At 66.5% G+C, this 19,065-nt stretch carries 16 protein-coding genes; 8 read left to right on the top strand and 8 right to left on the bottom strand.

Features of this window, described 5'->3' with window-relative positions:
* Positions 1-10: 10 nt before the first annotated feature.
* Both DTA15_RS22480 and purN read right to left on the bottom strand, forming a co-directional pair.
* Positions 11-1,276, bottom strand: a complete 1,266-nt coding sequence (locus DTA15_RS22480) for an RsmB/NOP family class I SAM-dependent RNA methyltransferase (RefSeq protein WP_006488956.1) — start codon at positions 1,274-1,276, stop codon at positions 11-13.
* Positions 1,273-1,935: a phosphoribosylglycinamide formyltransferase gene (gene purN, locus DTA15_RS22475; protein WP_006488967.1), complete on the bottom strand. Its 663-nt coding sequence runs from the start codon at positions 1,933-1,935 to the stop codon at positions 1,273-1,275. Before purN ends, DTA15_RS22480 begins: the two co-directional genes overlap by 4 nt.
* A 123-nt stretch (positions 1,936-2,058) precedes the next feature.
* On the opposite strand from purN, the gene DTA15_RS22470 reads away from it, so the two are divergent.
* From DTA15_RS22470 to dut, 5 genes are all read left to right on the top strand, one after another.
* Entirely contained in the window at positions 2,059-3,051 is a 993-nt protein-coding gene (locus DTA15_RS22470) for a bifunctional riboflavin kinase/FAD synthetase (protein WP_006488971.1), read from the top strand.
* A 104-nt stretch (positions 3,052-3,155) separates the two neighbouring features.
* Complete coding sequence (gene ileS / locus DTA15_RS22465) at positions 3,156-5,993, top strand: isoleucine--tRNA ligase (protein WP_006488953.1); 2,838 nt, start codon at positions 3,156-3,158, stop codon at positions 5,991-5,993.
* Between the two features lie 2 nt (positions 5,994-5,995).
* Complete coding sequence (lspA, locus tag DTA15_RS22460) at positions 5,996-6,496, top strand: signal peptidase II (RefSeq protein WP_006488949.1); 501 nt, start codon at positions 5,996-5,998, stop codon at positions 6,494-6,496.
* A gap of 67 nt (positions 6,497-6,563) precedes the next feature.
* A complete protein-coding gene (gene coaBC, locus DTA15_RS22455; RefSeq protein WP_006488958.1) occupies positions 6,564-7,775 on the top strand; it encodes a bifunctional phosphopantothenoylcysteine decarboxylase/phosphopantothenate--cysteine ligase CoaBC in 1,212 nt (403 codons plus the stop codon).
* A gap of 55 nt (positions 7,776-7,830) precedes the next feature.
* Positions 7,831-8,277, top strand: a complete 447-nt coding sequence (dut, locus tag DTA15_RS22450; protein WP_006488961.1) for a dUTP diphosphatase — start codon at positions 7,831-7,833, stop codon at positions 8,275-8,277.
* Positions 8,278-8,338: 61 nt separating this feature from the next.
* Here the strand turns inward: dut and DTA15_RS22445 are convergent, their stop codons facing one another.
* The 4 genes from DTA15_RS22445 to clpS form a co-directional block, all read right to left on the bottom strand.
* Entirely contained in the window at positions 8,339-9,109 is a 771-nt protein-coding gene (locus DTA15_RS22445) for a COG4705 family protein (protein ID WP_006488951.1), read from the bottom strand.
* 134 nt (positions 9,110-9,243) lie between these two features.
* Positions 9,244-10,623, bottom strand: a complete 1,380-nt coding sequence (locus DTA15_RS22440; protein WP_006488957.1) for an amino acid permease — start codon at positions 10,621-10,623, stop codon at positions 9,244-9,246.
* A 103-nt stretch (positions 10,624-10,726) separates the two neighbouring features.
* Positions 10,727-13,027 carry an ATP-dependent Clp protease ATP-binding subunit ClpA gene (gene clpA, locus DTA15_RS22435; protein WP_006488947.1) on the bottom strand — a complete coding sequence of 767 codons (2,301 nt, stop codon included), beginning with the start codon at positions 13,025-13,027 and terminating at the stop codon, positions 10,727-10,729.
* Complete coding sequence (gene clpS, locus DTA15_RS22430; protein ID WP_006398529.1) at positions 13,024-13,338, bottom strand: ATP-dependent Clp protease adapter ClpS; 315 nt, start codon at positions 13,336-13,338, stop codon at positions 13,024-13,026. Before clpS ends, clpA begins: the two co-directional genes overlap by 4 nt.
* A gap of 289 nt (positions 13,339-13,627) precedes the next feature.
* Here clpS and DTA15_RS38655 point away from each other — a divergent pair, with 289 nt between their 5' ends.
* Positions 13,628-13,795, top strand: a complete 168-nt coding sequence (locus DTA15_RS38655) for a hypothetical protein (RefSeq protein WP_153260047.1) — start codon at positions 13,628-13,630, stop codon at positions 13,793-13,795.
* A gap of 88 nt (positions 13,796-13,883) precedes the next feature.
* Positions 13,884-14,087: a cold-shock protein gene (locus tag DTA15_RS22420; RefSeq protein WP_006488945.1), complete on the top strand. Its 204-nt coding sequence runs from the start codon at positions 13,884-13,886 to the stop codon at positions 14,085-14,087.
* A gap of 181 nt (positions 14,088-14,268) precedes the next feature.
* On the opposite strand, the gene DTA15_RS22415 is transcribed toward DTA15_RS22420, so the two are convergent.
* Positions 14,269-15,867 (bottom strand): multicopper oxidase family protein, encoded by a 1,599-nt coding sequence (locus DTA15_RS22415; RefSeq protein WP_012492824.1) that lies wholly within the window; start codon positions 15,865-15,867, stop codon positions 14,269-14,271.
* Between the two features lie 588 nt (positions 15,868-16,455).
* Here DTA15_RS22415 and DTA15_RS22410 point away from each other — a divergent pair.
* Positions 16,456-16,680, top strand: a complete 225-nt coding sequence (locus tag DTA15_RS22410; protein ID WP_006490888.1) for a hypothetical protein — start codon at positions 16,456-16,458, stop codon at positions 16,678-16,680.
* Positions 16,681-16,803: 123 nt separating this feature from the next.
* On the opposite strand, the gene DTA15_RS22405 is transcribed toward DTA15_RS22410, so the two are convergent.
* Entirely contained in the window at positions 16,804-19,032 is a 2,229-nt protein-coding gene (locus tag DTA15_RS22405; protein ID WP_006490890.1) for an NADP-dependent isocitrate dehydrogenase, read from the bottom strand.
* Positions 19,033-19,065 lie beyond the last annotated feature (33 nt).

Genomic DNA, 19,065 nt, shown 5'->3' with positions numbered 1-19,065 from the left:
CGGGCGGTCGTTACTGCGCCGCGCGGCGCTCGAGCACCGCGGCGAAGAAGCCGTCGGTCGCGTGACGGTGCGGCCACAGCGACAGATAGTCGCCCGTCTCGAGCTCGATGCGCTGGTCGGCCAGCACCTTCTGCGCCGGCACCAGCACGAAGTCCGGATGGTCGGCCAGGAACTGTTCGACGATGCGCTCGTTCTCGGCATCCAGCACGCTGCAGGTCGCGTAGACGAGCCGGCCGCCCTTCTTCACGAGCCGCGCGGCGCTCGCGAGGATCGACGCCTGCTTCGGCGTCAGCTCGTCGATCGCGGTGCGCGTCTGGCGCCATTTGAGGTCCGGATTGCGACGCAGCGTGCCGAGGCCGCTGCACGGCGCGTCGACCAGCACGCGGTCGATCTTGCCGGCGAGGCGCTTGATCTTCGCGTCGTGCTCGCTGTCGATCAGCACCGGGTTCACGTTCGACAGCCCGCTGCGTGCGAGGCGCGGCTTCAGCTTCGCGAGACGCTTCTCCGACACGTCGAACGCATAGAGGCGCCCGGTCGAGCGCATCATCGCGCCGAGGGCGAGCGTCTTGCCGCCCGCGCCCGCGCAGAAATCGACGACCATCTCGCCGCGGCGCGGCGCGACCAGCGAGCACAGCAGCTGGCTGCCTTCGTCCTGGACCTCGATCGCGCCCTCCTCGAACAACTTGAGGCGCGTCAGCGCCGGCTTGCCGACCACGCGCACGCCGAACGGCGCGAACGGCGTCGCGCCCGCATCGATGCCGCTCACGCGCAGCGCTTCGATCACCTGGTCGCGGCTTGCCTTCTGCGCGTTGGCACGCAGGTCGAGCGGCGCCGGGTAGTTCAGCGCGGCGGCGAGCTGCGCGAGCTCCTCGGCATCGAAACGCTCCGACAGCGCCTGGTGAATCCAGTCGGGCAGGTTGGTGCGAATGCGCACCGGCAGGCTCGCCGGATCGATCTTCGACACGTGCTCGAGCCACGCGGACTCGGTGTCGGACAGGAACGGCTTCAGCGCATTGCGGCCGACCGTCTGCATCAGGCCGAGCAGCGTGAGGCGTCGCGCAGGCGTGCCGGTGCCGCTCTCGGCCAGGTGCGAAAACTCCATCTTCCGGCGCAGCACCGCGAACACGGCCTCGGCGATCACGCCGCGCTCCGCATGCCCGAGCTTCGGGTGCGCGCGGAAGAACCGGCTCGTCGTCGCGTCGGCGGGGCCGGCGAACTTCAGCACCTCGGCCAGCAAAGTCTCGGTCTGGCCGATCAGGAATCCGTGCAGCTTCATACGCCCTCACTCGTTTCGGTTTGCGGTTGGTCCGCGAAAATCCAGCGCGCCTCTTCGGGCGCCACCACTGCGCGGCCGTTCTCGAGGCGCAACCGCCCGTCGACGAACCAGCGCACCGCACGCGGATACAGCACGTGCTCGACCGCCAGCACGCGCTGCGCGAGCGCGGCCGCGTCGTCGCCGGCGCACACGGGCACCGCGCCCTGCGCGACGATCGCCCCGCTGTCGAGCTCGGGAATCACGAAATGCACGCTCGCGCCATGCAGCGCGACCCCGGCGTCGAGCGCCTGCTGGTGCGTGTGGATGCCCTTGAAGCTCGGCAGCAGCGACGGATGGATGTTCAGCAGCCGGCCCTCGTATCGTCTGACGAATGCGGGCGTGAGGATGCGCATGAAGCCGGCGAGGACGACGAGATCGGGCGAGAAGCGGTCGATCTCGGCGGCGAGCGCCGCGTCGAAGCTGTCGCGGCCGTCGAACGACCGGTGGTCGACCACCGCCGTCGCCACCCCGTGCGACGCGGCAAAAGCCAGTCCGGCCGCATCGGGCCGGTTGGCGATCACGGCGGCAATCTCGGCCGGCCAGCGTTCCTGCGCGCACGCGCGGACGATGGCCTCCATGTTGCTGCCGCGACCGGAAATCAGGATCACGAGTTTTTTCATCCGCGAATTTTACCATTCGCCCCCGCGTTTCCCGCCTTCTCGGCCGCCGGCCCGCCCGAACGTTTATAATCTTCTGCTTTGCGGCATCCCACCGCCCATTCCCCCGACGCTGCATCCGCTATCGTGAAAGTCTTCCGCGGCCTGCCCAACGCCGAGAGCCGCGCCCCGTGCGCGCTGACGATCGGCAACTTCGACGGTGTCCATCGCGGCCACCAGGCCCTGCTCGCGCGCGTGCGCGCGGCAGCGGACGCGCGCGGCCTGCCCGTGTGCGTGATGACGTTCGAGCCGCACCCGCGCGAATTCTTCAATCCGGCCGGCGCGCCGCCGCGCATCGCGATGCTGCGCGACAAGCTCGAAGCGCTGCGCGATCACGGTGTCGACCGCGTCGTCGTCGAGCACTTCAACCACACCTTCGCGAGCCAGTCGCCGCAGGCGTTCGTCGAGCGCACGCTGGTGAACGGGCTGCATACGCGCTGGATGATGGTCGGCGACGATTTCTGCTACGGCGCGAAGCGCGCGGGCACCTTCGACACGCTGAAGGCGGCCGGCGAGCAGCACGGCTTCGAGGTCGAGCAGATGGGCACGGTGGCCGGCAGCGACGGCACGCGCATTTCCAGCTCCGGCGTGCGCGCGGCGCTCGCCGCGGGCGATCTCGACGCGGCCGCTCAGGCGCTCGGCCACGGCTACGCGATCAGCGGCCACGTCGCGCACGGGCTGAAGCTCGGCCGCGATCTCGGCTTCCCGACGCTGAACCTGCCGATCGCGCACAAGCGGCCGGCGCTCGCGGGCATCTTCGTCGTGCAGGTGCACGGCCTCGGCCCCGAGCCGCTGCCGGGCGTCGCGAGCCTCGGGCTGCGCCCGACCGTCGACGATTCGGGCCGCGTGCTGCTCGAAGTTCACCTGCTCGACTGGCACGGCGATGCGTACGGCAAGCTGATCCGTGTCGAATTCCTGAAGAAGCTGCGCGACGAGGCGAAGTTCGACGATCTCGAGGCGCTGTCGCGCGCGATCGCGCTCGACGTCGCGAATGCGCGCGCGTACTTCATCGAACGCGACCGTGCGCCGGGCAGCCGCGCGACGGGCTTCGCGACGTCGGCTACCGACCGAATTAGCTGATCCGGACGGCGGCGCGCGGGCGCCGCCCCCCTCGCGCCGCCCTCTCGCGCGCATCCCCGATTCACGACGCCCGAGCGTCCCCCGATTGAGATAGCGATCCCATCATGAGCAACAAGAAAGCCGATTCGAAACCGCAGGCCAAGTATCCGGTCAACCTGCTCGACACGCCGTTCCCGATGCGTGGCGACCTGCCCAAGCGCGAGCCGCAGTGGGTCAAGGAGTGGGAAGAGCGCGGCATCTACGACAAGATCCGCGCGGCCAGCCAGGGCCGGCCGAAGTTCATCCTGCACGACGGCCCGCCGTATGCGAACGGCGACATCCACCTCGGCCACGCGGTCAACAAGATCCTGAAGGACATCGTCGTCAAGTCGCGCAACATGGCCGGCTTCGACGCGCCGTACGTGCCGGGCTGGGATTGCCACGGGATGCCGATCGAGATCCAGATCGAGAAGCAGTTCGGCAAGTCGCTGCCGGCGGCCGAAGTGATGAGCAAGGCGCGCGCGTACGCGACCGAGCAGATCGAGAAGCAGAAGGTCGGCTTCAAGCGCCTCGGCGTGCTCGGCGACTGGGCGAATCCGTACAAGACGATGAACTTCGTGAACGAGGCGGAAGAAATCCGCGCGCTCGGCAAGATCATCGAGAAGGGCTACGTGTACCGCGGGCTGAAGCCGGTGAACTGGTGCTTCGACTGCGGCTCGGCGCTCGCGGAAGCGGAAGTCGAGTACAAGGACCGCACCGATCCGACGATCGACGTGATGTTCGCGTTCGCGGAACCGGAAAAGACCGCGCAGGCGTTCGGCCTGCCGGCGCTGCCGCGCGCCGACGGCGGCATCGTGATCTGGACCACCACGCCGTGGACGATTCCCGCTAACCAGGCGCTGAACCTCCATCCGGAAATCGTCTACGCGCTGGTCGACACCGAGCGCGGGCTGCTGATCATCGCGGAAGAGCGCGTCGAAGCCTGCATGAGCGACTTCAAGCTGACGGGCCGCATCATCGCGACCACGCCCGGCGTGAAGCTCGCGAACCTGCGCTTCCATCACCCGCTCGCATCGGCCCATCCCGGCTACAAGCGCACCGCGCCCGTCTACCTCGGCGACTACGTGACGACCGACACCGGTACCGGCGTCGTGCACTCGTCGCCCGCGTACGGTATCGAGGACTTCATGTCGTGCAAGGCACACGGGATGACCGATTCCGACTTCATCAACCCGGTGATGGGCGACGGCCGCTATATCGAATCGCTGCCGCTGTTCGGCGGCCTGTCGATCTGGGATGCGAACCCGAAGATCGTCGACGCGCTGAACGCGGCCGGCTCGCTGCTGCGCAGCGAGAAGTACACGCACAGCTACATGCACTGCTGGCGCCACAAGACGCCGATCATCTACCGCGCGACGTCGCAATGGTTCGCCGGCATGGACGTGACGCCGCGAGACGGCGGCAAGACGCTGCGCGAAACGGCGCTCGAAGGCGTCGACGCGACCGCGTTCTACCCGTCGTGGGGCAAGCAGCGCCTGTTCAGCATGATCGCGAACCGTCCGGACTGGACGCTGTCGCGCCAGCGCCAGTGGGGCGTGCCGATGGCGTTCTTCGTGCACAAGGAAACCGGCGAGCTGCACCCGCGCACGCTCGAGCTGCTCGAGGAAGTCGCGAAGCGCGTCGAGCAGTCGGGTATCGAGGCGTGGCAATCGCTCGACCCGCGCGAGCTGATCGGCGACGACGCGAACCTGTACGAAAAGAACCGCGACACGCTCGACGTGTGGTTCGACTCGGGCACGACGCACTGGCACGTGCTGCGCGGCTCGCACAAGGATCAGCTGCAGTTCCCGGCCGACCTGTACCTCGAAGGCTCGGACCAGCATCGCGGCTGGTTCCACTCGTCGCTGCTGACGGCCTCGATGATCGATGGCCGCGCGCCGTACAAGGGCCTGCTCACGCACGGCTTCACGGTCGACGGCGAAGGCCGCAAGATGAGCAAGTCGCTCGGCAACGGCATCGACCCGCATGAAGTCGCGAACCGCCTCGGCGCGGAAATCATCCGCCTGTGGATCGCGTCGACCGACTACTCGGGCGAGCTCGCGATTTCCGAGGAAATCCTGAAGCGCGTGACCGAAGGCTATCGCCGCATCCGCAACACGCTGCGCTTCCTGCTCGCGAACCTGTCGGACTTCGACTTCGCGCAGCACGCGGTGCCGGTCGACGAATGGCTCGAGATCGACCGCTATGCGGTCGCGTTCTCGCAGCAACTGCAGACGGAACTGCTCGGCCACTACGAGAAGTACGAATTCCACCCGGTCGTCGCGAAGCTGCAGACGTACTGCTCGGAAGACCTCGGCGGCTTCTACCTCGACGTGCTGAAGGATCGCCTGTACACGAGCGCCGCCGATTCGCGCGCGCGCCGCTCCGCGCAGACCGCGCTGTACCACCTGACGCACGGCTTGCTGCGCGTGCTCGCGCCGTTCCTGTCGTTCACGGCGGAAGAAGCGTGGAAGGTGTTCCAGCCGGCGAGCGACACGATCTTCACGGAGACCTACTATGCGTATCCGGAAGTCGCCGGCTCGGCCGCGCTGATCGACAAGTGGGCGCTGCTGCGCGACGTGCGCGGCAACGTGACGAAGGCGCTCGAGGAAGCGCGCACCGCGAACCGCATCGGTTCGTCGCTGCAGGCCGAAGTCACCGTCCATGCGAGCGGCGCGCGCTACGACGCGCTAACGAGCCTCGGCGACGACCTGAAGTTCGTGCTGATCACGTCGGCCGCGACGGTCGTCAAGGTCGACGACGAAGCGCAGGAAAGCGTCGACGTGGCCGCGTCGAAGTACCAGAAGTGCGAGCGCTGCTGGCACTACCGCGAAGATGTCGGCGCGCACGCCGAGCATCCGACGCTGTGCGGCCGCTGCTTCTCGAACCTGTTTGAAAACGGCGAAATCCGGAGCGCTGCGTAAATATGGCGAAGACCCTGTCGAAACCGGCCAGCGGCGCGCTCGCGCCCTGGCTCGGCATTTCGCTGATCGTGATCCTGTTCGACCAGCTGTCGAAGATCGCGATCCTGAAAACGTTCGCGTACGGCGCGCAGCATGCGCTGACGTCGTTCTTCAACCTCGTGCTGGTGTACAACCGCGGCGCCGCGTTCGGCTTCCTGTCGACCGCGAGCGGCTGGCAGCGCTGGGCGTTCACCGCGCTCGGCGTCGGCGCGACGCTCGTGATCTGCTTCCTGCTGAAGCGCCACGGCCACCAGCGGCTGTTCAGCGTGTCGCTCGCGCTGATCCTCGGCGGCGCGCTTGGCAACGTGATCGACCGGCTGGTCTACGGTCACGTGATCGACTTCCTCGATTTCCATCTCGGCGCGTGGCACTTCCCGGCGTTCAATCTCGCCGATTCCGCGATCACGATCGGCGCGGTGCTGCTGATCTACGACGAGCTGCGGCGCGTGCGCGGTTCGCGCTGAGCGCGCATACTCCGTGTCGACGGCCGGCTTCGCGCCGGCCGTTCCGTTTGACCCCAGGAGGCCTGAGTTGGCACACGCAGAACTCGCAGGAAAACACCTCGTTCTCGGCCTGACGGGCGGCATCGCCTGCTACAAGATCGCCGAGCTCACGCGGCTACTCGTGAAGGCCGGCGCGACCGTGCAGGTCGCGATGACCGACGCCGCCACCCAGTTCATCACGCCCGTCACGATGCAGGCGCTGTCGGGCCGGCCCGTCTATACGAGCCAGTGGGACGCGCGCATCGACAACAACATGGCGCACATCGACCTGTCGCGCGAAGCCGACGCGATCGTGATCGCGCCCGCGTCGACGGATTTCCTCGCGAAGCTCGCGCACGGGTTCGCGGACGATCTGCTGTCGACGCTGTGCGTCGCGCGCGACTGTCCGCTGCTGGTCGTCCCCGCGATGAACCGCCAGATGTGGCAGAACCCGGCCACGCAACGCAACGCCGCGCAACTGCGCGCGGACGGCGTGTCGGTGCTCGGCCCGGATTCGGGCGCGCAGGCGTGCGGCGAAGTCGGCGACGGCCGCATGCTCGAGCCCGAGGCGATCTATGAGGCGATCGTCGCGCACTTCGCGCCGAAGGTGCTCGCGCACCGGCGCGTGCTGATCACGGCCGGCCCGACGTTCGAACCGCTCGACCCGGTGCGCGGCCTGACGAACCGCTCCAGCGGCAAGATGGGTTTCGCGCTCGCGCGCGCCGCGCAACAGGCCGGCGCCGACGTCCATCTGGTCGCCGGGCCGGTCGCGCTCGACACGCCGTGGGGCGTGTACCGCCAGGACGTGCAGACCGCGCAGCAGATGTACGACGCGGTGATGCATGCGGTCGCCGATGCCGACATCTTCATCGCGGTGGCCGCGGTTGCCGACTGGCGCGTCGACCAGCCGGCCGAGCACAAGATGAAGAAGACGGCCGACCGCAAGATGCCGGCGCTCGCGTTCGTCGAGAATCCCGACATCCTCGCGTCGGTCGCGGCGCTGCCCGATGCGCCGTTCTGCGTCGGCTTCGCGGCCGAAAGCGGCGACCTCGACGTGCACGGCGACGAGAAGCGCAAGCGCAAGAACGTGCCGCTGCTCGTCGGCAACCTCGGCCCGCTGACGTTCGGCCGCGACGACAACGAAGTCGTGCTGTTCGAGGCCGCCGGCCTCACGCGCCTGCCCCGCGCGCCCAAAGACGAACTCGCGCATGCGCTCGTCGCGGAAATCGCGAAGCGCCTGCCCGACAACCGCCTGATCTGATCACCCGCGCGGCGGCGCGTGCCGCTGCGCCCTTCCCGACCGATTCGACGACCGCATGAAACTCGACCTGAAGATCCTCGACGCGCGCATGCGCGACTACCTGCCCGCCTACGCGACCACCGGCAGCGCGGGCCTCGACCTGCGCGCGTGCCTCGACGCACCGGTCACGCTGCAGCCGGGCGAGACCACGCTCGTGCCGACGGGCCTCGCGATCCACCTTGCGGACCCCGGCTATGCGGCGCTGATCCTGCCGCGCTCGGGCCTCGGCCACAAGCACGGGATCGTGCTCGGCAACCTCGTCGGCCTGATCGACTCCGACTACCAGGGCCAGTTGATGGTCTCGACATGGAACCGCGGTCAGACCGAGTTCGTGCTGAACCCGTTCGAACGCCTCGCGCAGCTCGTGATCGTGCCGGTCGTGCAGGCGCAGTTCAATATCGTCGACGAATTCACCGAGAGCGATCGCGGCGAAGGCGGCTTCGGCAGCACCGGCCGCCACTGAACCTGAGCCACGCAGCACGAAAAAAGGGGCCTCGCGGCCCCTTTTCTTTGGCACGCACCCGTCACTTGCCGGCTGGTTGCGCGATCCGCGCGGGCACCGGTTCGCGACGCCGCGCCTGCGTGATGCTCGCATAGGCGACCATCGCGACCAGCACGCCCAACAGCACCACCGACGAGCCGACCGTGCCGAGCGCGAGGCCGCCCTTCGCGACCGGCTTCGTCAGCAGGTCGCCGACCGTCGCGCCGAACGGCCGCGTGAGCACGAACGCGGCCCAGAACAGCAGCACGCCGGAGAGGCGCGTGAAGTAGTGCGCGAGCACGATCGCCGCGAGCAGGCCGCCGATCAGCAATGCGCCGCCGCCGAAGCCGAGCCCCGAGCTGTCCGCGAGGAAGTCGCCGAGCGCGGTACCGAGCGTGTTCGAGAATAGGATCGCGATCCAGTAGAGCAGCTCGACCTTGCGTGTACGGATCAGGTCGACCGACAGCGATTCACCGCTGACGCGCCAGACCGCGAAGATCGCCAGCAGGATCGCGACGAGGATCGACGAGCCGGCCGCATAGCCGAGGCCGAGCGTGCGATCCATGAAATCGGACATCGTCGTGCCGGCCGTGCTCGTCGCGACGATCACGGCCCAGTAGATCGCCGGGCGATAGCGCGTCGTCCTGAGCTGGGCGCCCAGCGTCACGAGAAAGAAACCGAACAGCAGGATCGAGCTGACCGCGTAGCCGACGTTCAGCGTCATCGACAGCAGATCGCCGCCGGTCTCGCCGAGCGTCGTCGCACAGATCTTCATGATCCAGAACGCGAGCGTGATTTCCGGAAGTTTGTTCATTCGAACCCCTTTTTGCAGGAAGCGGCGTGCCGGTGCGGACCGGCACGCATTGCAGACAGGATCGAATGTAGTCGCCGCTCGCTTAACGGAACCTTAGCGACTGGAGAACGGCGTGGGCGGCCGCACCGGCGCGGTCAGCGCGCGTGCTGGTGCCGGTAATGCAGTGCGTAGGCGAGCGTCAGCAGCACGACGAACACGACGCCGACCACCATCGTCATCCGGAATTCGCGCGTGAAGGCGGTCGTCAGCAGGATCGCCGCGACGAGCCCCGCGCCGAGCAGGCTGCCGAACGGGTGCCCCCACATCCGGAATGCGAGTGCGGGGCCGCGATACTGCGAGCGGAACCGCAAGTGCGTGACGAAGATCATCAGCCACGTGAACAGCGCGCCGAACATCGCGATCGCCATCATCACGGTGAACGCGGTGTCGGGCGCCACCGCGACCAGCACGGCCGCCACCGCGACGCCGCTCGTCGAGATCCACAGCGCCGCGCGCGGCACGCCGTTCGCGCCGAGCCGGCCGAACACTGCGGGCGCGAGGCGCGCGCGCGACAGGCTGAACATCATCCGCGTCGTCACGTAGAGCTGGCTGTTCATCGCCGACAGCGCCGCGATCAGCAGCACGAAATTGATCACGCCGGCCGCATACGGCACGTGCGTCGCGGCCATCACCTTCACGAACGGGCTTTCGTCGGTGCCGGCCTGCGTCCACGGGACGATCGCGAGCATCAGCGACAGCGTCAGCAGGTAGAACAGCACGAGCCGGAACACGGTCGAGCGGAATGCGCGCGTGACCGCGTGCTGCGGATCGCGCGCCTCGCCGGCCGCGATCGCGACGGCTTCGATGCTCATGTAGCTGAAGATCGCGACGATCACCGCGACCCAGGTGCCCCACGGTCCCTTCGGCATGAAGCCGCCGTGCGCGGTGTAGTTCGCGAAACCGATGCCCGACGCGGCCGGCGCCGCCCACACGAGATAGGCGCCGAGCACGATGAACACGACGATCGCCGCGATCTTCAGCAGCGAGAACGCGTATTCGACCGTGCCGTACAGCGTGACGCTCGCGAGGTTAACCGCGATCAGCAGCGCGGAGAAGCCGATCACCCAGTACCAGCCGGGCACCGCCGGGAACCAGTACTTCATGAACACCGCGATCGCGCTGATCTCGGTGCCGATCGCGAACACGACCGCGAACCAGTACGCATAGCGCACCAGGAAGCCCGCGAGCGGGCCGACGTAATGCTCGGCATACGCGCCGAACGAGCCGGCCGTCGGATGCGCGACGGTCATTTCCGCGAGCGCGCCCATCAGCAGCAGCGCGATCAGCGCGCCGATCGCATAGGAAACCAGCACGCTCGGGCCGGCGAGCCCGATCGCGAACCCGCTGCCGAGGAACAGCCCCGTGCCGATCGCGCCGCCGATCGCGATCATCGCCATCTGCCCCGACGTCAGCGCGTGGCGCAACCCTTGTTCGCGCGCGACGATAGCGTCGAACGACCGTTGTTGTTGTGTCACTGCGTTACCACTCCCCTGCACCACCATCGCGCCGCCGGCGCCGGATAAAACGAAACGGCGCGGAGACCTTCCCGCGCCGTTCGCATGAACAACGAATTATCGCTTACTCGACTTCGACCGTCTCTTCGTTCGGCTTGTGCGGCGGATTCGCCAGCTTGTCGAACGACAACTGCACCTTGTCGCTTTCGTCGACGTCGACCGTCACGTGGCCGCCGTTGAGGAGCTTGCCGAACAGCAGTTCGTCGGCCAGCGCACGCCGGATCGTGTCCTGGATCAGCCGCTGCATCGGCCGCGCGCCCATCAGCGGGTCGAAGCCGTGCTTCGCGAGATGCTTGCGCAACGCGTCGGTGAAGAGCGCGTCGACCTTCTTCTCGTGCAGCTGTTCCTCGAGCTGGATCAGGAACTTGTCGACCACGCGCATGATGATCTCCTCATCGAGCGAGCGGAAGCTGATGATCGCATCCAGGCGGTTGCGGAACTCCGGCGTGAACAGGCGCTTGATATCGGTCATCTCGTCGCCCATTTCGCGGCGCGTCGTGAAACCGATCGTCGCCTTCTGCATCGACTCGGCGCCCGCGTTCGTCGTCATGATGATGATGACGTTGCGGAAATCCGCCTTGCGGCCGTTGTTGTCCGTCAGCGTGCCGTGGTCCATCACCTGCAGCAGCACGTTGAAGATGTCCGGATGCGCCTTCTCGATTTCGTCGAGCAGCAGCACGCAATGCGGCTTCTTCGTGACGGCTTCGGTCAGCAGGCCGCCCTGGTCGAACCCGACGTAGCCCGGCGGCGCGCCGATCAACCGGCTCACCGCGTGACGCTCCATGTATTCCGACATGTCGAAGCGGATCAGCTCGATGCCGAGCGTGAACGCGAGCTGGCGCGCCACTTCGGTCTTGCCGACGCCCGTCGGGCCGGAGAACAGGAACGCGCCGATCGGCTTGTCCATCTTGCCGAGACCCGCACGCGCCATCTTGATCGAGGCCGCGAGCGCGTCGATCGCCGGATCCTGGCCGAACACGACGCTCTTCAGGTCGCGGTCGAGCGTCTGCAGCTTGCTGCGATCGTCCTGCGACACGCTTTGCGCCGGCACGCGCGCGATCTTCGAGATGATTTCCTCGATCTCGCTCTTGCCGATCGTCTTCTTCTGCTTCGACTTCGGCAGGATGCGCTGCGCGGCGCCCGCCTCGTCGATCACGTCGATCGCCTTGTCCGGCAGGTGACGGTCGGTGATGAAGCGTGCCGACAGCTCGGCCGCGGCCGACAGGGCGCCCGACGAATACTTGACGCCGTGATGCTCCTCGAAGCGCGACTTCAGCCCGCGCAGGATCGCGACCGTCTGCTCGACGCTCGGCTCCGTCACGTCGACCTTCTGGAAGCGCCGCGACAGCGCCGCATCCTTTTCGAAGATGCCGCGATATTCGGTGAACGTCGTCGCGCCGATGCACTTGAGCGTGCCCGACGACAACGCCGGCTTCAGCAGGTTCGACGCATCGAGCGTGCCGCCCGACGCGGCGCCCGCGCCGATCAGCGTATGGATTTCGTCGATGAACAGGATCGCGTGCGGGCGCTCCTTCAGCTCTTTGAGCACCGTCTTCAGGCGCTGCTCGAAATCGCCGCGATACTTGGTGCCCGCGAGCAGCGCGCCCATGTCGAGCGAGTACACCTGCGCGTTCGCGAGGATGTCCGGCACTTCGCCGCGCGTGATCCGATACGCGAGCCCTTCGGCGATCGCGGTCTTGCCGACGCCGGCTTCGCCGACGAGCAGCGGGTTGTTCTTGCGGCGACGGCACAGCACCTGCACGACGCGCTCGACCTCGGGCTCGCGACCGATCAGCGGATCGATGCGGCCGTCCTTCGCCATCTGGTTCAGGTTCTGCGTGAACTGCGCGAGCGGCGTTTCCTTCTGCGCATTCGCGTCTTCGCTTTCCGCGTTCGCGTCGGTCGACTTCGCGGCTTCGCCGTTGTTCGTCTTCGCGATGCCGTGCGAAATGAAGTTCACCACGTCGAGGCGCGTGACGCCCTGCTGCTGCAGGTAGTACACGGCGTGCGAATCCTTCTCGCCGAAGATCGCGACCAGCACGTTCGCGCCGGTGACTTCCTTCTTGCCGTTCGACGTCGACTGGACGTGCATGATCGCGCGCTGGATCACACGCTGGAAACCGAGCGTCGGCTGGGTATCGACATCGTCGGTGCCCGGGACGGTAGGTGTGTTGTCGTGGATGAAATTGCGCAGGTTCTGACGCAGATCCTCGATGTTGGCCGCGCACGCGCGCAACACCTCGGCTGCCGTCGGATTATCCAGCAGGGCCAGCAGCAGATGCTCGACCGTAATGAACTCATGGCGCGCCTGGCGTGCTTCCATGAACGCCATGTGCAGGCTGACTTCCAATTCCTGGGCAATCATGCTTCCTCCATCACGCACTGCAGCGGATGCCCTGCCTGCCGCGCATGGGTAACGACTTGCTCAACCTTGGTCGACGCGATGTCCCGCGTATAGACCCCACAAACCCCTCGCCCTTCGCGATGGACCTTCAGCATGATCTGCGTGGCCGTCTCGCGATCCTTCTTGAAATACTCCTGGACCACCATCACGACGAACTCCATCGGCGTGAAGTCGTCGTTGAGCAGCACCACCTTGTACATCGAAGGCGGCTTGAGCTTCTGCTGCTTGCGTTCCAGGACGGTACTGTCCTGCTTGTCCGGGATAATCGCCATACACCCATTCTAAACAACTCGGACAGGCCCGCAATCCTGCCATTACCCGACCGACCGGCCGGCGCCCTCCCCGGTATCCCGGAACACGCGCTCGTCTTCGCGCCATACGAAAGCCGGCTGCGGTGCCGGCTTTCACGCATGGCGCGGAACACGAACCGTCAGGGGGAATCGCACCGGAACGTCGTGTCCGCATCCAGTATCCCACAAGCCGGGACGACTCGAACGCGTGTCACTCGAGCCTGGTATATGAGCCGATTATGCGGCTTTTCAAGCCCCCGCGCTTGGCCGCATGCTGCAAAGCAAAGCCGGAAAAACCCTGAAAATGGGTTCTTTACAACGACCCTCTAAACGTCTAAAAATTCCACTTGACACTCCAATAAAGAGCGCCAACAATCAAGCTGGCACTTTTTTCAATTTGCCGGTTGGCGAAACGAAAGAGGCCGAGGTGAGCTTGTGAGGGGGGAACGGCTGCATTTTCCGGTCGTTTAGCTTTTCGAGCGTGCTCGTGGTAAGTAGCAGCGACTGTGTGACAGGGGAAGTAGGAAATGGCAACTGGTATCGTTAAGTGGTTCAACGACGCGAAGGGCTTCGGTTTCATCACTCCCGATGAGGGCGGTGAGGATCTGTTTGCGCACTTCTCGGCTATCACCATGAATGGCTTCAAGACGCTGAAGGAAGGCCAGAAGGTGAGCTTTGACGTCGTCCAAGGGCCGAAGGGCAAGCAAGCGTCGAACATCCAGGCCGTATAAGGCATCGGATATCTGACGAAGAAACCCGGCGCATTTGCGCCGGGTTTCTTTTTTTGTGGCCGGCCAATCGATAATCGATTGGCCGGCCTTTTCGTTCAATCCCGATAATTGAACACACATTGTCTTGTCACGCATGCAGATCGGATATCGAATCCGCACGTGAAACAGTTTCGCGGCTTCGTTACACGACCTTCAGCGTCCCCATCATCCCGAGATCCTCGTGTTCGAGAATGTGGCAGTGAAACATGCGCTCGCCGGGCATGTCTTGGGTGACCAGAATCGACACGGTTTCACCGCTGCGCACGTTCACGGTATCGCGCCACGCGCGGAACGGTTCGCTCGTGCGCGAACCGGCCGACGCCCGCTCGATCACCTGGAACTGCGTGCCGTGCAGATGGAACGGATGGTCCATGTCCGTCGTATTGCGGATCTCCCAGCGCTCGACGTCGCCGCGCCGGCTCGTCAGCGTCGCACGGTGCGGCGCGTAGGTGTCGCCGTTGATCGTGAAGCGCATGCCCGCCGGCCGGCCATGCGCCGCGCCCTTCATCATCGCGTCCATGTCCATTTCCTCGCCGAACGCGACCGTCTTGTGCGCCACCGGTTCGCCCAGCGGCGCCACCGCGCGCAACGTGGCAGGCAGCGCGCGGGCCTCGGCGGGCGCGAACGCGACATCGGCCAGCGCCAGCGCCGGATCGGGCGGCAGGCTGCCGTGGCCGGCGTCGTGCGACATCGCCATCTTGCGGCGGTCGTACTCGGCCGCCTGCAGCACCGCGCGCGATGCGCGGTCGCCGGCACGCACCAGCAGTTCCGCACGCTCGCCCGGGGCGATCAGCAGCGACGTCACGCGCCGCGGCGCGTCGAACAACCCGCCGTCGGTGCCCACGTGCTCGAACGCGCGGCCGTCGTCGAACGCGATGCGCAGGTAGCGCGCGCTGCACGCGTTCCAGACCCGCCAGCGTTCGTCACCCGGGACGTCGATGCGCGGCCGGCGCGCGCCGTTGACCAGCACGAACTGGCCTTCACGGCCGTTCATCCAGTCCATCATGTCGTTCGGCGCAATCGTGCCGTCGCGTGCAAGCTTCAGGTCCGACACGAACAAGTGGCGCTCGGGCCAGCCGGCAAGCGGATCGTCCGCGGCGCGCACGACGAACGGGCCCGCCAGCCCGCGGAACACCTGCTCGGCGGTCATCATGTGCGGATGCGGGTGGTACCAATAGGTACCGGCGCTGCCCTTCGGCAGCGTGAAGCGATACACGCGCGACGCGCCGGGCGCGACGGGATCGGACGGATTGCCGTCCTGGTCGGGCGGCACAGGCAGGCCGTGCCAGTGAATCGTCGACGGCTGCGGCAGCTTGTTGACGAACCTGATCTCGACCGTATCGCCCTCGCGCACGTCGATCAGCGGGCCGACGACGGGGCCTTGCGTGCCCGCGCCGAACTGCCAGAACAAGGTCGGCCGCGCGCCGCGCAGCAGCGGTCGCGCCACCGGTTGAGCAACCAGCGTGGCCCGGAACGTGCCGGGCTCGCGGCTTTCGTTGGCGAGCGTGCGCAACGTCGCGAGCGGCGCGCCGGCCGGCAGCGCGTCGGCGGCCGCCAGCGCGGCCGGCGCGGGCTGGCCGTGCTGCGCGTGCGCCGACATCCCCGACATGCCCGCCATGTCGTCCATCGCATCCATGCCGGCCATGCCCGCGTGACCGGCATGCTGCGCCCACGCGGTGCGCGCGAACAGCGATGCGGCCGCGACGCCGATGGCACGCGACAGGAAAGTTCTCCGTCTCATCAATCGATCCTCGTTGTTCATGCAGCGCCGCGCGACAGCCGCGGCGGTCGCGTCATCATAACCGCAGGGCCGGATCGGAAAACGCCGTCGCCGGGCGGGCGGCGATACGCCGCAGCGAGCATCGCCACCGTGCCGGATGCGGCGCCACGCTAGGCATCGCCGAGCGGCGCTTCGCCAGCGGTCGCTCCTCGTCCGCCGTCCCCATGCGCGTTGCGCCCGCCCCCACGTTTCCACCCGCTGCATCGACGATCCGCAAACCCGTTAATTTTTCACGATGCGGAACAAGTCACTGCGTTATAAAAATTCGTGGTGCAGGGCACAAATTTCTCGTTTCGCGATGCCGAAAAACGTTCCGCAATACAAAACGCTCGAAATAATTATTTGTTTTTAAAAGAGAATTTTTGTTTCGAGAAGCCGTTCTACATGCACCATCCGGGCGGGTCGCGGACGTAGACTTTGTTCCATGCACTGACGCTTCGCCACGACGGTCCGACACGGAACGCGGCGCAGGCAGCCAGTCGGGCCACAGCCGGCCGAGCCGGCAGGCGGCATAACAGAATCGCTCGTCATCAGAAAGGGAGAACGGAAATGAAGGGATTTCGCTTTGGTTCAGCGCTCGGGTCGTTCTACATCCTGCCGGGTAACGGCGGCTGGGAAGCGACGTTCGGCAACGCCCTGCTCGGCGCATTCTCGTGCCCCGAAGTGGCGGCCGACCACATCTCCCGCGGCGACTGCGAGCAACTGTCCGAACTCGACACCGCGACGCTCGAAGTGCCGCACGAAATCGCCGAATGGGAAATCGTCCACGTCTGAATGGCACGCCTGCAACGAAAAACGCCCCGGGCGACCGGGGCGTTTTCATTGGATGTCGGGCGGCGAACGGCTGACCGCGCCGCGTCGACACGCGCATCGGCTCGCGCGAGTGCGCGCCCGGCGTCAGGCGACCGCGTCGACGATGCCGTTCAGCGTCGCGCTCGGGCGCATGGCCTGGCTCGTCAGGTCGACGTTCGGACGGTAGTAGCCGCCGATCGCCTGCGGCTTGCCCTGCGCGGCCGCCAGTTCCTCCAGGATGCGCGCTTCGTTGTCGGACAGCGCCTTCGCCACGTCCTCGAACTGCGCCTTCAGCGCGGCGTCCTCGGTCTGCTCGGCCAATGCCTGCGCCCAGTACAGGCACAGGTAGAAGTGGCTGCCGCGGTTGTCGAGGCCGCCGACCTTGCGCGCCGGCGACTTGTTCTCGTCCAGGAACTTGCCGGTTGCCTGGTCGAGCGTCTTCGCGAGCACGAGCGCCTTCGGGTTCTGGTACGCGTTGCCGAGGTGCTCGAGCGACGCGGCCAGCGCGAGGAATTCGCCGAGCGAATCCCAGCGCAGGAAGCCTTCCTCGACGAACTGCTGCACGTGCTTCGGCGCGGAGCCGCCCGCCCCCGTTTCGAACATCCCGCCGCCGGCCATCAGCGGCACGATCGACAGCATCTTCGCGCTGGTGCCGAGTTCCATGATCGGGAACAGATCGGTCAGGTAATCGCGCAGCACGTTGCCGGTGACCGAAATCGTGTCCTTGCCCGCGCGGATGCGCTCGAGCGAGAAACGCGTGGCGTCGACCGGCGTCATGATCCGGATGTCGAGGCCGTTCGTGTCGTGATCCTTCAGGTAGCGTTCGACCTTCGCGATGATCTGCGCATCGTGCGCGCGCGCCGGATCGAGCCAGAACACGGCCGGGGCGCCGGTCGCGCGGGCGCGGTTGACCGCGAGCTTGACCCAGTCCTGCACCGGTGCGTCCTTCGTCTGGCACATGCGCCAGATGTCGCCCGCCTCGACCGCGTGCTCGAGCAGCACGTTGCCGGCTTCGTCGGTGACGCGCACGACGCCGTCCGCCGGGATCTGGAACGTCTTGTCGTGCGAACCGTATTCTTCGGCCGCCTGCGCCATCAGGCCTACGTTCGGCACGCTGCCCATCGTGACCGGATCGAACGCGCCGTGCTGCTTGCAGTCCTCGATCACGGCCTGGTACACGCCTGCGTAGCAGCGGTCCGGAATCACGGCCTTCGCGTCGTACAGTTGACCGTCCGGGCCCCACATGCCGCCCGAATCGCGGATCATCGCCGGCATCGATGCGTCGACGATCACGTCGCTCGGCACGTGCAGGTTCGTGATGCCCTTGTCCGAGTTGACCATCGCGAGGCGCGGGCGCACCGCGTACTCGGCCTTGACGTCGGCCTCGATCGCTTCGCGCGTGTCGGCCGGCAGGTCCTTCAGGCGCGCGTACAGGTCGCCAATCCCGTTGTTCGGATTGAAGCCGGCCTTCGCCAGCACGTCCGCGTGCTTCGTGAGCGCGTCGCGGTAGAACACCGACACGAAGTGACCGAACAGGATCGGGTCCGAGACCTTCATCATGGTCGCCTTCAGGTGCACCGAGAACAGCACGTCCTGCGCCTTCGCGTCCGCGATCTGCGCTTCGATGAAGCTGCGCAGCGCGTTGCGGCTCATCACCGATGCGTCGATCACTTCACCGGCCTTCACGGCCGTCTTTTCCTTCAGCACCTTCTTCGCGCCGTCGGTCGTCGTGAGTTCGATCTTCACGCTGCCGGCCTCGGCGATCAGCGCCGACTTCTCGCTGCCGTAGAAGTCGCCTTCGCTCATGTGCGCGACGTGGGCCTTCGACGTGGACTTCCACGCGCCCATCTTGTGCGGATGCTTGCGTGCGTAGTTCTTGACCGACAGCGGCGCGCGGCGGTCGGAGTTGCCTTCGCGCAGCACCGGGTTCACCGCGCTGCCCTTGATCTTGTCGTAGCGCGCCTTGACGGCCTTCTCTTCGTCCGTCGACGGATCTTCCGGATAGGCCGGCAGCGCGTAGCCCTGCGCCTGCAGTTCGGCGATCGCGGCCTTCAGCTGCGGCACCGATGCGCTGATGTTCGGCAGCTTGATGATGTTCGCTTCCGGCTTCAGCGTGAGCTGGCCCAGCTCGGCCAGATCGTCGGAACCCTTCTGCTCCGACGGCAGGACGTCTGCGAATGCCGCGATGATGCGGCCGGCGAGCGAGATGTCGCGCGTTTCGACGGCGACGCCGGACGAACGCGTGAAGGCCTTGACGATCGGCAGCAGCGAATAGGTCGCGAGCGCCGGCGCTTCGTCGGTGAGGGTGTAGATGATCTTGGGCGAAGTGGACATGGTGGTCAAAGCATTGCTACGTAATGGTGGGAC

Source organism: Burkholderia cenocepacia (assembly GCF_900446215.1).
Classification (GTDB): Bacteria; Pseudomonadota; Gammaproteobacteria; order Burkholderiales; family Burkholderiaceae; genus Burkholderia; species Burkholderia cenocepacia.
This window is presented reverse-complemented; position numbering and strand designations above follow the sequence as displayed.

Coding starts and splice junctions, on each gene's coding strand:
- DTA15_RS22480 (WP_006488956.1), bottom strand. CDS start 1,276: ATGAAGCTGCACGGATTCCTGATCGGCCAGACCGAGACTTTGCTGGCC.
- purN (WP_006488967.1), bottom strand. CDS start 1,935: ATGAAAAAACTCGTGATCCTGATTTCCGGTCGCGGCAGCAACATGGAG.
- ileS (WP_006488953.1), top strand. CDS start 3,156: ATGAGCAACAAGAAAGCCGATTCGAAACCGCAGGCCAAGTATCCGGTC.
- lspA (WP_006488949.1), top strand. CDS start 5,996: ATGGCGAAGACCCTGTCGAAACCGGCCAGCGGCGCGCTCGCGCCCTGG.
- dut (WP_006488961.1), top strand. CDS start 7,831: ATGAAACTCGACCTGAAGATCCTCGACGCGCGCATGCGCGACTACCTG.
- DTA15_RS22445 (WP_006488951.1), bottom strand. CDS start 9,109: ATGAACAAACTTCCGGAAATCACGCTCGCGTTCTGGATCATGAAGATC.
- clpA (WP_006488947.1), bottom strand. CDS start 13,027: ATGATTGCCCAGGAATTGGAAGTCAGCCTGCACATGGCGTTCATGGAA.
- clpS (WP_006398529.1), bottom strand. CDS start 13,338: ATGGCGATTATCCCGGACAAGCAGGACAGTACCGTCCTGGAACGCAAG.
- DTA15_RS38655 (WP_153260047.1), top strand. CDS start 13,628: ATGCTGCAAAGCAAAGCCGGAAAAACCCTGAAAATGGGTTCTTTACAA.
- DTA15_RS22420 (WP_006488945.1), top strand. CDS start 13,884: ATGGCAACTGGTATCGTTAAGTGGTTCAACGACGCGAAGGGCTTCGGT.
- DTA15_RS22415 (WP_012492824.1), bottom strand. CDS start 15,867: ATGAGACGGAGAACTTTCCTGTCGCGTGCCATCGGCGTCGCGGCCGCA.
- DTA15_RS22410 (WP_006490888.1), top strand. CDS start 16,456: ATGAAGGGATTTCGCTTTGGTTCAGCGCTCGGGTCGTTCTACATCCTG.
- DTA15_RS22405 (WP_006490890.1), bottom strand. CDS start 19,032: ATGTCCACTTCGCCCAAGATCATCTACACCCTCACCGACGAAGCGCCG.